The organism is Spirosoma sp. KNUC1025 (assembly GCF_045160025.1).
GTDB lineage: Bacteria > Bacteroidota > Bacteroidia > Cytophagales > Spirosomataceae > Spirosoma.
The window spans coordinates 1,139,115-1,152,831 of sequence record NZ_CP087139.1 but is presented as its reverse complement, the minus strand read 5'-3'; the positions used below and the strand labels follow the sequence as shown (position 1 = coordinate 1,152,831).

Sequence of the window (13,717 nt, the reverse complement as noted above, 5' to 3'; positions counted from 1 at the left end):
ATTTATTCGATTTCAATCACAACATCGGTTCCGACTGGGTGCGCTACGCAGGTCAATACGTAGCCCGCTTTTAGCTCCGATTCCGACAAGCCATCTTCCTCATCCAGTTTTACTTTGCCGGATATGCATCGGCCCATACAGGCGGTACACATACCAGCCTGACAAGAGTAAGGCAAGTCAATATCTAGATCCAGAGCAGCTTCCAGAATTGTCTGATGCGGAGCTACGGCAAACTTATACTCACTTCCTTCGTATAAAACCGTTACTTCGGGAGAGCCACTGTCGCCTGCTGTAAGCGGTTCTTCAACTACGTCGCCAGCCGTTACGGGTGCGTGCGCAAAACTTTCTTTATGAACCCGTTCCGACGGCACTCCTACCAGCGACAGGGCCGAACGAGCCTCAGCCATCATACCATCGGGTCCGCAGAGGTAGAAATTTGCGTTCTGACGTTCAGCAACGGGTAACTGCTCTAAAAGCCGTGTCAATAGGTGTTGATTCAGACGGCCTTCACCACCCGTCCATCCATACGACGGCTGACTTAATACATGCGTTGTCTGAAACCGCGAACGACCATAAGCCTGCTCCATAGCGTCAAGATGGGCCTTGTATATGATCGACTCCTGGTTGCGGTTGCCATAAATCAGCCAGATACGACTGTTTGGCTCTACGTGCAGGGCTGATTTCGCTATGGAAAACAGGGGGGTAATCCCACTCCCAGCACCAATCAGCACAATTGTTCGTCGACTGTGCGGATCAAGTTTAGGGACAAACGTACCCATCGGTTCCAGCGTTTCCAGAACATCACCAGACTTAATTCGGTCGCAGAGGTAATTGGAAGCTATGCCGCCCGGTACGCGCTTTACCGAAACCGACAGAGAGACATCAACATGCGGAGATGATGCCATTGAATAAGACCGGCGTATTTTCTGCCCGTTGACGTTCAGCAGAAATGTCAGGAACTGACCGGGCTGATAGCGGACTTCCTCATTAATGGGGTGCCAGAAACTTATTGTTACGGCGTCGGACGTTTCCCGAACAACGTCTTTTACTTTTAAAAAATATCTATTTGCCATTCGTCCATTTCAGGTTGTTAGAGCCCGGATTTCACATCTCCGTTTTCGGATGTACCTGTAAGTACTGAAGCGCGAAACCTGGACCTATAAACTAATAACTGCTTAATCAGCTACAAAGGTACGTCACACAACCCTTTTGTGATACTCGACCAGCCGTTCTGCCGGTGCTCTTACAATAAGACCCATTGTTAAATCTGTTTGTTTGACAGCCTCCCGCAACTGAATAGCAAAATGATACGCAATTGACCCTACAAAATGAACTGGACTCTGACCTGCTTCCGGAAATCGCTTTACATACGTAGTTAAAAAGAGCTTGAAGGCGTCTGTCAGCAGCTGCGCTACGTATGGATTCTCAATATGATCAGCTAGAAATGGTGTGAACGACGCGAAATAACGGTTCGGAAACGGCTTTTGGTAAGCGTTTTCCAGCAATGTTGGGCGATCAAGGGCATAACGCTTCTGAAATGCTTCACGCAGATCGTTGGGCAGTCGCTCCTGAAAAAAATCACGAACCAGCGTTTTCCCTAAATAGCCTCCACTGCCTTCGTCACCGAGCCAGAAACCTAGCGACTGAATACCACGAACGATTTGATTCCCATCATAATAACAGGCATTCGATCCTGTTCCCAGAATACATACGATACCCGGAGCCTGACCGGCTGCTGCACGGGCGGCACCAAGCATATCACTGTTTACGTCTACGGTCTGTAAAGCAGGCAGAACCGTTTGTAAGGCATTGGCTACAATATGATTTACAGACGGGCCCGTACAGCCGGTTCCGTAATAAAATACCTCCGTTATCGGTACGTCCATCAGGTTCGGGATCAACTGACGTTGTAAGGTTGTAACCATCTGATCGACGGTCTGATAATACGGATTGAATCCATCCGTTTGTATTACATGAACCTGGTCGTTGGCATCAATAAACCGCCAGTCGGTTTTTGTAGAGCCACTATCGGCAATAAGAAGCATGAGAGAAAAGGGTACGGTATCCAGTTGACCATTTGAAACACATCAAACTAATTTTCCAACCACCGGAAACCGTTTAAATACGCTCTCGGTATGGGGAGCATCGGGCAGTTCATCAGTAAGATCCTGCCCGGCCCAGTGTTCGTAGTGGGTACCATTACGCCAGAGACGCGAGGTCGATACGTCGTAAATGATGCCTGCATAAGCGCACCAGATTTCGTCTCGATCCTGCCCATTACGTAAGGCCAGTTGCGAGCGAGTGTATCCATTAATCAACTCTGAATGGGCAGACATGCTTTATTCCGTTAAGTCAAACAGATGAATAATTAGGTATCAATTTTGCGAGTGACCACAAAATTAGCGTAACTTTAGCCACTTCAGTTTATATGCATCGTTTACTAATGAGAAAGACTTCGGTCAGTGTTTTATTTTCGGCAATTGTTTTTGTCGGATTGTTAGCGGGTTGCAAAAAGGAGTCAACACCGCCTGTTTCGGAACTTATCGCCAAAGTCTGGACGGCCAGTAAAGTGGAAGAAAATAACGTAACCGTTTATACCAAAGGGGCTACGGGCAATATCCGCGATTATACTAAATTTTCACTCGATCTTAGTTCCGCGCCGACGGCCAAATACACGGATTACGACGGAGTCCAATCAACAGGCAAATATTCATTACCATCAGATACACGGTTGTCGATTACGGACATGAATCCGCAATTGACGGGTACGAATGGTACCATCGAATTTACCATCAATTCCATTGACGCGAATAACCTGAAAATTACCCGAACAACCACCAGCGTTAAAACGGGTAACACGACAAACGTTTATACGCTGACAAGTCCATAGACGGCTTGCAAACTTATTACCTGATGAAGCCGTTCCGTATAACAATCGGAGCGGCTTTTTTAATGAGTAATGGATAAATACTGGTTGATAGCATTTGCCAGCAATTTACCTCCTGACTTATCCGTTACGCATGGCTCATTATTCATTAAACTATGACTGATCTTAATACGCTGGGCGAAATAGGCCTGATCGACCGAATCCGGCAGGCTACACCAACACCTGTTCATCCCGAAACGATACGTGGCATCGGCGATGATGCGGCTGTGTTCGACTGGGGAAATGATTATGGGTTACTGGCAACGGATATGCTGGTTGAAGGTATTCATTTTGACCTGACCTACGTACCACTCAAGCATCTGGGTTATAAAGCCGTTACGTTCGGCGTTTCCGACATTGCAGCCATGAATGGCCTTCCCCTGCAATTAACCGTGGGCATTGCGCTCAGCAGCCGGTTTCCGGTAGAAGCGATTGATGAATTATATGAGGGGATTCATGCTGCCTGCAAAGCCTACAACATTGACTTGGTTGGTGGTGATACAACAGCTTCCCGCTCAGGCTTGATCATTTCAGTTTCCGTGTTGGGAAAGGTTACCAAGGATCTTATTACGTATCGCAACACTGCGCAGCCCAACGACGTTGTTTGCGTCACGGGCGATCTGGGATCGGCCTACCTCGGCTTGCAATTACTAGAGCGGGAAAAGCAGGTTTTTCTGGCCGATCCCAACATGCAGCCTAGTATTTCGGAAGAGCGAGCTTATCTGGTTCAGCGCCAGCTCAGGCCAGATGCCCGCACCGACATTGTTCATGAGCTTCGCGACCTAGGTATTCGGCCTACAGCCATGATCGACGTATCGGATGGCCTGGCTTCTGAGTTACTGCATCTTTGCCGACAGTCGGGTACGGGCGCGATAATTTTCGATGAGAATGTACCGATCGACGATCAGGCTTATCTGGCCGCTGACGAGTTTAAAATCAGCCCGATGACAGCCGCGTTAAACGGGGGCGAAGATTACGAACTTTTATTTACGGTACGTCCGCAGGCATTTGAGAAGCTGTCAACGAATGCTCGGATTACGGCCATTGGCTACCTGACGAATGACCCATCGCAGGTAGTGCTGGCTACCAAAGCAGGGCAGCAGACGCCCCTTCGAGCACAAGGCTGGGCGCAATTGGATAAATAGGAATTTCCAGTGTTGGCAGAGGTGGCCTTTCTTCAACATATATGGCATCTCTGCTAACACCCGCAACGTAATACGCGTCAGTTAAATTGGCGGGTGGGCGGGGCTAGCGTTTCTAAAAACTGCTCGACCTGACGGGGACGTTCAAAAATCAATACGTTACGTCCAGCGGCATAAATGTCGATACTTTGCAGTACCCGTGGGCGCTGAATGGCCCTGAAGGTAAGAATCCACCAAAAGAAGCTCCAGTCTATTTTTTCCAGACAACCCGGATTCATATCGGGCCGACTTTTGCCCCAGTATTTGATCCGTCTTTTCAGAACACGCCACAGGCACAACAGGGTCGAAAAATCCAGGAAAATGATTGTGTCGGCGTCAGCCAACCGCAGATTCATGGTTGAGCTGTAGTTGCCGTCGATGATCCACGTTTGCTGGCTGATTATTTTTTGTATAAGCCGTAGTTCTTCTTCTTTTGAAACCATTTTCCAGCCGGGCTGCCAGAATTCGGCATCCAGGTGAATAACCGGGAGATCTAGAATATGGCCAAGTTGCCGTGCCAGTGTCGATTTTCCAGCGCCACCACAGCCAACAATAGCCACCTTTTTCATGGGCTGCTTACTGAATTTGGTACTGATAAATCCATTCCGATACAGTCGCCATCATTGAGCAGGTGGCAGCATCGTCCTGAATACCCTTTGACAAAAGCACCAGAACGTACTTACGGCCGTCGGGTAGAATAACAAGGCCCGAATCATGACGAACGCCTTTGATAGAGCCTGTTTTATGGGCAACCTTCACCGATTTAGGTAATTTAGCCGGTATGGCATCATTAAATTTTTGATCGAGCAGGGTGGCAATCATTGCCTTTGATGCTTCCGGACTAACAGCCTTTCCCGTACCGATCTTATCAAAAATCACCATCAGATCATAAGCTGTGGTCGTATTGTTCAGGCCCTTGGCAAACGCTTTGCTATCTTCTACCCCTCGCCGTACCTGAATATCTTTTGCACCCAGTTCACGCATGGTTTGTGTTACGTTTGGCCCACCTACCCGTTCAATCACCAGATTTGTTGCCAGGTTGCTGCTCCAGATAATCATATCATACACTAAAGATGCCAGCGTGCGCTTCGTTCCGACAGATTTATAAATCGTCGTATCGCTGTCGTCGGTGGCACGTAACTGATAGGGGCTACCGTCAACAATACTTTTAAACTCTGTTGTGATGGAAATTGAATCCGAGAGCGACATCTTATGCTGAGCTACCTGCTTGTACACCTCAATCATAACGGGTGTTTTCATGGTACTGGCCGCATGAAACTCCTCGCGTTCATGAATAAACAGCTCCTTACCCGTAGTCAAATCCTTGAAAGCAACGGCAAAATCGCCGGTCTGTTTGCTTAACTCTCCTGCAATTTTCTGCTTCAGCTGATCCAGCGTAAGTGTAGACTGACCATACACCGGCCACTCAGTCAGCAGAGCACCCCCGTCAACAGCGCAATTACCAATGCTTTCTTTTTCAGCATCATTCTGTAGGTAGTTAGTTAATCAACCAATAAAATTAGCGGACCCGCAGCAGTTTTGAATAGCACGGCTGGCTGCACAGAGGCTTCAGAACCAGCGTATCCTGCCGAAATTCCAGCCCCTGCTGAAATGGTACGTTCGCCCGGTTTGTATTGATAAAAAATTTGATGAACAAGCTATCAGGGTAGGTTTTATCAATGCTGTAGTATTTGATCGGCGCGTAATAGGTCATCTCGGTACCATTGCCTGTTAACGTACCGCTCGCATCGAACGTAAGGGTTTGCGCTTGAGCCCCCGTGTATCGTTGGGTTGTATAAAAGCTGGTATCCCGACTGGTCCGGATTGTATCGATTTTTGGTACGTAAACCGAATCTTTGTTCAGAACCGAATCCTTTATAAAGGAATAAACAAAAAATATCGAATCTTTTGGGTAATGGCGTTCATAAAGCCGCCACGTACCGGTAATACGAGCGTCGGTCTCGCCGGGCGAAAAGCCGGAATTTGTGTCTTTACAGGCCCAAAACAGACCGGCAAGCAGTAGCGTAATAGATAGATAAAGTAGCGTCTTTTTCACAAATCAAGTAGCAGCAGTTCGTAAAATTAACGAACAGGTTCCTATCACCATTGCTTTTGTCCGGCTCTCTCTTAAAATCAACATCCCGAAAGCCTTTCTGAGCTTCCGGGATGAGATAATACGTAGTTGCCTGAGCCGTAGTTTATCTACACGAACTCTGCCCCCCGCTCTTTTGCGTCGGCAACGAAGCTCTTTACTTTTTGTTCTTCTTCCTTGCGGCAGATCATCAACACGTTGTCATACTCCGCTACGATATAGCCATCCAGTCCGTTGACCACCACAAGCCTGTCTTTTGGCGTTTTGATGATGCAGTTTTTCGTATCGTAGAGCATAATATGGCCGTCAATTACGTTAAAATCTTCGTTCTTATCCGAGACTTCATAGAGTGATTTCCACGTACCCAGATCCGACCAGCCAAAATCGCTTAGTACAACGTACACATTATTAGCCTTCTCCATTACGCCATTGTCGATGGAAATACTCTTTGTGAGCGAGTAGGCTTTGTCAATGAAAGCGGCTTCCTGATCGGTATAATACACCCCGGTACCCTCCGCAAAAATTTCGGCTACGTCAGGCAGATGCGCTTCAAATGCCTTGATAATCGCCTGGGCATTCCAGACGAAAATACCTGCATTCCAAACAAATTCGCCACTGTCTACAAACTGCTGTGCCAGTTCCAGATGCGGTTTTTCTGTGAAAGTTTTTACCTTCTTCACCTGGCTGCCCGATTCCGGAATGTACTGGATATAGCCATAACCCGTGTCAGGACGGCTGGGCTGAATACCAAGCGTTACCAGAATATCCTGCCCGCTAGTAGCATCCAGAGCCGTTTGAATTGTCCGTTTGAATTCTTCTTCTTTCAGAATAATATGGTCGGCCGGGGCAACAATAATGTTGGCTTCGGGGTCATTCTGGGCAATTTTATAGCAGGCGTAGGCAATACAGGGTGCTGTATTACGCGCGATTGGCTCACAAAGTACCTGATCATCTGACAACTGCGGAAGCTGTTGCTGACACAGGTCTTTGTACAGGGCACTCGTGACGATGAAAATATTTTCGGAAGGGCAAATACCGTCGAAACGGTCGGCTGTTTGTTGAAGCAGCGTTCGGCCCATGCCGAGTACATCATGAAATTGCTTGGGGTAACTTGTTCGACTGAAAGGCCAGAACCGTGTTCCGACGCCCCCCGCCATAATAACGACGTATGTATGATTCATTGACGATAGGGAATGATACAACAAAGTTGTATGTATTAAACTAGATTATAAAATTGTTTAACTATAATTTACATTTTGTCAAATTTATAAACATTATAAGATGAACATTATAGAGACCGACAAAAATAAGATGCGATTCACTAGGTTCTAGCCCGGTGAATCGCAAAATAGAAAACGTTCGAAAAGTTTTGTATACGGGCTACGTTCAGCAAGATAAGAGTCCGTTGCCTATATTCAATCATTTACTAATTGAAATCGCCCCCAACAGCCCGCAATAACGCTACGGCATACTGCACTTCCTGACTGCGTAATTGAACCAGTTGCTGCTCTGTTGTCAGAATGGTACGTTGGGCATCAAGCACTTCCAGGTACGTTGCCAATCCGCGAACATAGAGTTCCCGATTATACTGCTCTGTACGGCGGGCGAGGGCCAGCGTCTGCCCTTGCATATCAATCTGTTGACGTAATAAGGTTAAATTATCCAACGCGGTTTCGGCATCACGCTGAGCCAGTTGCAGCGCCTGCTGATACGTTTGCTGGTTTGTTTGAATCTGCTGCCTTGATAGGGCAATGTTCTGCCGGGCCCGATGACCCTCATACAGCGGCACAGATGCATTGACTCCTACCAGGTAAGTTGCAGCGCTGGGCGTAAACCAGTTCCCGATTTTACCCGATAATACGCCCCCTGACCCTACCAACGTAACCCTCGGTAGTGTACTGCTTTGCTGAAGCGTAACTTGAGCGGCTGCTATCTGATTTTGCCGAATGTATTGTAATAAATCAGGGCGACGTGTCAGTTGTTCCGGCGCCACATTCTGGTAGGGGTACGTAGGCACAGCCGTTGGTAGCGTACCAGTGGGCACTGAAAACTGGGACGGGTCCTGTCCGCAGAGCTGAGCCAGCCCATTAATCAGTTCGAGACGTGCCCGCTCCAGACCTCTCAGCGTAACCTGTAAACCGGCATAATCGGTTTCGGCCCGCTGCACGTCAATCTGATTAATTAAACCTACCCGAAAACGCTCACGGAGAATCGAAAGTGTGGTATCGCGCGACTGAATATTCCGGCGAAAAACAGCCTGTTCGGCATCATTGCCGCGAATCAGCATATACGTTCGGGCAATATCAGAAGCCAGTGTAAGCCGGAAGGACTGATAATCGGCATCATTAGCCTGCTCCTGCAAACTGGCCACAGCAATGCCGTTACGTATCCGTTTGAACAGATCAAGCTCGTAACTCGCATCAACGGGCAATAATTGAAAGGTATTCAACTGAAACCGCGGCAAAAGATCGGACTGACTGGCAACGGAAAGTGGGCGTCGTTCAGACAAGCTTTGTGTAGTAACGAGCGCTGAACTCCGAATGGATGGCGACAGAAACGACTGAGCTATTTTAATACGGATACGTGCTTCTTCCAACCGGCTTAGCGAAGCCCGTAAATTAGGGCTATTATCCAATCCCAATTGAATCAGCGATTCGAGCGCTGGATCGCCAAAGCGACGAAAACCGCTGATTGTCAGAGCCGGTACCGATCCATTCGGATTTGGCATTCCGGCTGACATAGCAGGAGTGCCAGTCGCTGAGCTAACGGGTGGCTGTGGCTGTACCGTTCCTGTTGTACCGGCAGGCGTAGCACCGGGCTGAACAGTAACAGCGCCCCCCGGTGCATTGAGGGGCGTTGTCTGGGCATTAGCCTGAAAAGCAAGTAAACTAAGTACGTAAAGACTCGTTAAATAAGTATTCATCTTTGAGCTACTGATTTTTCGGCTATCGGTTTCTGAAGCCGAACTTTTTGTCCGTCGCGCAGACGGTCGTTAGGATTGGTGACAACGAGTTCCTGACCAGTTAAGCCACTCGACGCTTCAAGGGTAGTTCCATAATCGCGCCCAAGCGTAATGGGCACAAACCGTACCCGCTGATTGGCTTCAACAACAACAACCCGTGGCCCTTCCGGTGTAATTTGCAGGGCATTGGCCGGAATCAAAACCGGCGCGTTTGTAGCAATCATATCAAACTTAACCTGACTGTACAGCCCCGAAGGAATTTCCTGTTTCGGATTCGGAATAGCGATTTCAGCCAGCAATGTCCGCGAATCGCTACGTAACGTACCCGACGTCCTCACAACTTTTCCTTTAAAACCCTGATTTTTCAGCTCTGGAACCACAACTGTAGCAGGTAATCCAATCTTGATATACCGATAAAAGGTTTGCGGTACGTCGACAAACACGCGCAGCATACCCAATTCAGAAATGGTAAAGAGGGGCTGACCCGAACCCGGCGAAACCAGCGTACCGTTTTCAGCCGTCCGGCTAGTAATTACGCCACTGAATGGCGCCCTTATCTGTTGTAAATCTTTGAGAGCCTGTAAACGACCCAGATTCGCCTGCGCAACCGTTACGGCCGATTGACGCGTATCTACATCCTGTTTGGCAATGGCACCGGGTAGCTGGACACTCTGCAAACGATCCAGATTGGTTTGCGCCAGTTGCTGATCGGCTTTAGCGCGGGCAATGTCCTGATCCAGTTCAGGCGCGTCGATCGTAGCCAGTAACTGCCCTTGTTTTACCTGCGCACCAATATCGACGTACCACCGACGCAGAAAACCCTGTGTCCGGGCATAGAGGGGCGTTTGCCGGTAGGGTTGAATCTGACCGGGCAGCATCAGGCCCGTTGTGTCCGACGAGTGCCTGAGAGACACGGCGTTGACAATAGGCTCCCGATTCTTTTCTTCGGTGGCAGCTGCCTTTAGTGCCTGTGTGTTTTTGATACGGGGTAGTACCCCAAAAAACACAAACAGCGCAATCAGTACCAGCACTGGAATTATGACTCGAAACGCTTTCATACAGCTAGCTTATAAACTCAATTCAGTTCGTCAATTTTTACGATGGCATTCTTATTCAACGGACCGTACAGATGCGGAAAAAGTGCCTTATTTGTCGACTCTTCGTATTTTAATTCATGTGTCAGCTTATCCGCATCCACATGCAATAGTAACAGGTCTGGTACACTTCGATAGTATCGATTTAACGTATCATTAACCTGTTCCTGACGCGATAGGTGAATAAACCCTTCCGTTTGTAAGCTATCAGCGCTATAGTCCGGTAAATGTTCCTGCTCCGCCCAATCGGTGGCCGAAACAATGTGATAAATCAGGTTCATTCGTACACAACGGCTTCGGGCTCCGCTTTTTTCTTGGTTGAACGAGCCAGGTAACTGAACACAACCGGCACAAACAATAACGTAGTGACCGTTGCCAGTAGCAATCCGCCGATAACGGCCCGACCTAATGGTGCATTCTGTTCGCCACCTTCGCCCAATCCCAGCGACATGGGCAGCATCCCAATAATCATGGCAATAGCGGTCATCATAATCGGACGCAAACGGGTTCGGCCTGCTTCGAGAGCCGCTTCGTAGGCGTTATGCCCTACTTCCGGCAGATGATCTTTGGCAAAGCTTACCAGCAAAATACTATTGGCTGTGGCTACACCGACGCTCATAATGGCCCCCATCAGCGACGGAATACTGAACGTAGTGCCGGTCAGAAACAGCATCCAGACCATGCCCGACAAAGCACCCGGTAAAGCCGTAATGATGATAAATGGATACCGGAACGACTGGAAATTTACGACCATCAACAGGTACACCAGCAAGGCAGCAAAGACGATACCTAAGCCCAGCCGGCTGAAGGCGCTTTCCATACTCTCGACCTGACCGCGGATTGAAATTACATTGCCCGGCTTCAGTTTGGTTTTGTATTCATCGGCTATCTTGTTCAGTTCTTTGGCCACAGAGCCCAGATCTGTCTTCTCAACCGATGCGTACACGTCGTAACTTGGCTGCGTATTCACGCGGTTGATAATCACGGGCGACGTAGTACGCTTTGTTTTCATTACGTTGCTAAGCAATTGTGGCGTAGACTGCCCCGAAATAATTGGAGTACGTAACAGCTTATCAAACGAATCCAGTTTATAAGGTGGCGTCTGCACAACAATCAGATAGGGAAAGCCCGTATTAGGATCAGGCCAGAAGTTCGGGCGCGTTTGTCCGGTACCACTGAGCGAAATATTGAGGTTCGAAGCTACCCGCTGTTCCGTCAGGCCAAACTGGCTGGCCCGTTCGCGGTCAATATCCAGGAACAGCTCGGGCGCATCGAGTACCTGATGCAAATGCACATCAACCGCACCGGGAATCTGCGCTATTTTATCCTGCATTTCCTGAGCCACTTTCAGGTTATTAGCCCGGTCAAACCCCGATACCTGAACGTCGATAGCCGCTGTCAGACCGAAGTTCAAAATCTGGCTGACGATATCGGCAGGCAGGAAAAAATACGTAACGTCAGGCATTTCCTCGCGCAGCCGTGCCCGAATCTCACGAACGTACTCAAGGGTTGGCTTTGACCGCTCCTCAGTCAATGAAATCAGCAGTTCCGAATCAGCCGCACCAGCCGTGGAGTTGTCGGAGAAAAAGAAATTGTACCGTTCCGATGTCAGACCGATATTGCTGATAATCGAGCCAACTTCATCTTCAGGAATAACCTCCCGTACGATTTCGGTCGTCTTGGCCGAGATCTGTTCAGTAGCTTCGAGCCGGGTTCCAGCGGGAGCCCGCAAATGCAGTTTAATTTGCCCACCATCAACCTGCGGGAAGAAGTCCCGCCCAACAAATGGCAACAGCACGACCGTAAAAGCGATAACCCCAATGAAGACGAAGAACACCGTTCGCCGGTGGGCAAGCACCCATTCCAGTGCGCGAATGTAACGATCCTGAAACCGGTCAAAGCCGTTGTTGAAGCGGTTGTATAGTCTACGAAAGGCATTAGGTCGCTTAGTGCCACGCGAATCATGCTGATGTTCATTTCTGAGCATCAAGTCGGCCAGGGCAGGAACCAGCGTACGAGAGAGTACGTACGAAGCTAACATCGCAAACACAACCGCTTCTGCCAGCGGACCGAAGAGGAAACGAGCCGGGCCTTCAAGGAATAAAACGGATGTAAAAACAATGCATATCGTAAGCGTAGACACGAGCGTGGGGGTAGCAATCTGCTGCGCCCCTTCCAGAATCGCCTGTCGAAGCGGCAAGCCGAGTTCTTCGTTTCGGTGAATATTTTCAATGGTTACCGTTGCATCATCCACCAGAATCCCAATAGCCAACGCCAGGCCACCGAGTGTCTGGATATTCAGCGTTTCGCCCAGCAGATACAGGGCGACCAGGGATGATAGAATCGACAACGGAATGGAGATGGCCACAATAAGTGTACTACGCCAGCTACCCAGAAACAGCAGAATCAGGGCCGCCGTCAGCAAAGCCGCAATCAGGCCTTCCACCAGTACGCCTTCGATAGAGGCCCGGACAAACAGGGACTGATCGAACAGCGCTTCAATACGTAGATTTTTAGGGGCGGCTGCCCGAACAGTCGGTAAAATCTGATTTTTGATCTTATCAACGATCTCGGTGGTTGAGGCATTACCCGTCTTGACGATACGCATCAGTATCCCTTTGCTACCGTCCTGTTTCACAATATTGGTTTGTACGGCAGCGCCATCGTGGACATTGGCTACATCCCGCATGTGTACCGTAGTGCCGCCGACCACCTTGATCGGAATATCATTCAGGGCCGAAATCACATCGGGTTTTGAATTTAGCCGGATGTTGTATTCCCGCTCGGCCAGGCGCAACGAACCACCGGGTAGCGTCAGGTTTTGAGCCGCTACAGCATTCGTTACTTCTTCGGGCGTTACGTTATAAGCTATCAACTGATCGGGTTCCAGATCAACTGAAATCTGGCGGGTTTTACCACCAAATCCCTGCGACAGGCGACTCCCCTGCACGGTCGAAATCTGCGGCCGAACGCGTGTCTGAGCGTAATCTGTAATTTGCGATTCGGTCAGGCTATCGGATGAAAGGCCCAATTGCAGCACGGGTACGTCGGTCGCATTATACCGGACAATAAGGGGCGGCTGCGTACCCGGCGGCATCCGAACCAGAATTGTCTGCGAAATCGCCGTTACCTGCGCAATGGCTTCTTCAATCTTAACGGTCGGCTGGAAAAAAATCTTTAGAACGGCTGTCCCATTATAAGTCTGTGATTCGAGCCGCTGGACATCACTTACGTTGTTGATGAGGGACGTTTCGGAGAAGTTCGTAATCATCTTCTCCATCTCATTGGTCGATAGGCCACTATATCCCCAAATGACCGATACTACCGGAATATTGATACGCGGAAAAATATCGGTTGGCATCTGTGTGACGGCCAACCCACCCATAATCATAATCAGCAATGCCATCACGGCGATGGTATACTTTTTTTCTAACGCTAAGCGGACAATCCACATAGTAGGCC

General features: G+C 48.9%; 13 protein-coding genes. 2 read left to right on the top strand and 11 right to left on the bottom strand.

Annotation, left to right across the window (positions count from 1 at the left end; translation table 11 throughout):
- Positions 1-2 precede the first annotated feature (2 nt).
- The 3 genes from LN737_RS04990 to LN737_RS04980 form a co-directional block, all read right to left on the bottom strand.
- Positions 3-1,073 carry a ferredoxin--NADP reductase gene (locus LN737_RS04990; protein ID WP_405516749.1) on the bottom strand — a complete coding sequence of 357 codons (1,071 nt, stop codon included), beginning with the start codon at positions 1,071-1,073 and terminating at the stop codon, positions 3-5.
- 123 nt (positions 1,074-1,196) lie between these two features.
- On the bottom strand, positions 1,197-2,045 hold the full coding sequence (locus tag LN737_RS04985; protein ID WP_405516747.1) for an N-acetylglucosamine kinase: 849 nt from the start codon (positions 2,043-2,045) through the stop codon (positions 1,197-1,199).
- Positions 2,046-2,087: 42 nt separating this feature from the next.
- On the bottom strand, positions 2,088-2,336 hold the full coding sequence (locus tag LN737_RS04980) for a cytochrome b5 domain-containing protein (protein WP_405516745.1): 249 nt from the start codon (positions 2,334-2,336) through the stop codon (positions 2,088-2,090).
- A 107-nt stretch (positions 2,337-2,443) separates the two neighbouring features.
- On the opposite strand from LN737_RS04980, the gene LN737_RS04975 reads away from it, so the two are divergent.
- Both LN737_RS04975 and thiL read left to right on the top strand, forming a co-directional pair.
- Positions 2,444-2,890, top strand: a complete 447-nt coding sequence (locus LN737_RS04975) for a hypothetical protein (protein ID WP_405516743.1) — start codon at positions 2,444-2,446, stop codon at positions 2,888-2,890.
- 152 nt (positions 2,891-3,042) lie between these two features.
- Positions 3,043-4,071: a thiamine-phosphate kinase gene (gene thiL / locus LN737_RS04970; RefSeq protein WP_405516741.1), complete on the top strand. Its 1,029-nt coding sequence runs from the start codon at positions 3,043-3,045 to the stop codon at positions 4,069-4,071.
- A 77-nt stretch (positions 4,072-4,148) separates the two neighbouring features.
- Here thiL and LN737_RS04965 read toward each other — a convergent pair whose 3' ends face one another.
- The 8 genes from LN737_RS04965 to LN737_RS04930 form a co-directional block, all read right to left on the bottom strand.
- Entirely contained in the window at positions 4,149-4,676 is a 528-nt protein-coding gene (locus LN737_RS04965) for a DNA topology modulation protein (RefSeq protein WP_405516740.1), read from the bottom strand.
- Between the two features lie 7 nt (positions 4,677-4,683).
- Positions 4,684-5,526, bottom strand: a complete 843-nt coding sequence (locus LN737_RS04960; protein ID WP_405516738.1) for a serine hydrolase — start codon at positions 5,524-5,526, stop codon at positions 4,684-4,686.
- A gap of 100 nt (positions 5,527-5,626) precedes the next feature.
- The gene (locus LN737_RS04955) at positions 5,627-6,163 is read right to left on the bottom strand and encodes a hypothetical protein (protein ID WP_405516737.1); all 537 of its coding nucleotides are present in this window, start codon (positions 6,161-6,163) and stop codon (positions 5,627-5,629) included.
- A 146-nt stretch (positions 6,164-6,309) separates the two neighbouring features.
- On the bottom strand, positions 6,310-7,380 hold the full coding sequence (locus LN737_RS04950) for a mannose-1-phosphate guanylyltransferase (protein ID WP_405516735.1): 1,071 nt from the start codon (positions 7,378-7,380) through the stop codon (positions 6,310-6,312).
- Between the two features lie 245 nt (positions 7,381-7,625).
- Positions 7,626-9,122, bottom strand: a complete 1,497-nt coding sequence (locus LN737_RS04945; RefSeq protein WP_405516733.1) for an efflux transporter outer membrane subunit — start codon at positions 9,120-9,122, stop codon at positions 7,626-7,628.
- Positions 9,119-10,219 carry an efflux RND transporter periplasmic adaptor subunit gene (locus LN737_RS04940; protein WP_405516731.1) on the bottom strand — a complete coding sequence of 367 codons (1,101 nt, stop codon included), beginning with the start codon at positions 10,217-10,219 and terminating at the stop codon, positions 9,119-9,121. Before LN737_RS04940 ends, LN737_RS04945 begins: the two co-directional genes overlap by 4 nt.
- 17 nt (positions 10,220-10,236) lie before the next feature.
- The gene (locus LN737_RS04935; protein ID WP_405516729.1) at positions 10,237-10,536 is read right to left on the bottom strand and encodes a DUF952 domain-containing protein; all 300 of its coding nucleotides are present in this window, start codon (positions 10,534-10,536) and stop codon (positions 10,237-10,239) included.
- A complete protein-coding gene (locus LN737_RS04930) occupies positions 10,533-13,709 on the bottom strand; it encodes an efflux RND transporter permease subunit (protein WP_405516727.1) in 3,177 nt (1,058 codons plus the stop codon). Before LN737_RS04930 ends, LN737_RS04935 begins: the two co-directional genes overlap by 4 nt.
- Between the last annotated feature and the right edge of the window lie 8 nt (positions 13,710-13,717).

Coding starts and splice junctions, on each gene's coding strand:
- LN737_RS04990 (WP_405516749.1), bottom strand. CDS start 1,073: ATGGCAAATAGATATTTTTTAAAAGTAAAAGACGTTGTTCGGGAAACG.
- LN737_RS04985 (WP_405516747.1), bottom strand. CDS start 2,045: ATGCTTCTTATTGCCGATAGTGGCTCTACAAAAACCGACTGGCGGTTT.
- LN737_RS04980 (WP_405516745.1), bottom strand. CDS start 2,336: ATGTCTGCCCATTCAGAGTTGATTAATGGATACACTCGCTCGCAACTG.
- LN737_RS04975 (WP_405516743.1), top strand. CDS start 2,444: ATGAGAAAGACTTCGGTCAGTGTTTTATTTTCGGCAATTGTTTTTGTC.
- thiL (WP_405516741.1), top strand. CDS start 3,043: ATGACTGATCTTAATACGCTGGGCGAAATAGGCCTGATCGACCGAATC.
- LN737_RS04965 (WP_405516740.1), bottom strand. CDS start 4,676: ATGAAAAAGGTGGCTATTGTTGGCTGTGGTGGCGCTGGAAAATCGACA.
- LN737_RS04950 (WP_405516735.1), bottom strand. CDS start 7,380: ATGAATCATACATACGTCGTTATTATGGCGGGGGGCGTCGGAACACGG.
- LN737_RS04945 (WP_405516733.1), bottom strand. CDS start 9,122: ATGAATACTTATTTAACGAGTCTTTACGTACTTAGTTTACTTGCTTTT.
- LN737_RS04940 (WP_405516731.1), bottom strand. CDS start 10,219: ATGAAAGCGTTTCGAGTCATAATTCCAGTGCTGGTACTGATTGCGCTG.
- LN737_RS04935 (WP_405516729.1), bottom strand. CDS start 10,536: ATGAACCTGATTTATCACATTGTTTCGGCCACCGATTGGGCGGAGCAG.
- LN737_RS04930 (WP_405516727.1), bottom strand. CDS start 13,709: ATGTGGATTGTCCGCTTAGCGTTAGAAAAAAAGTATACCATCGCCGTG.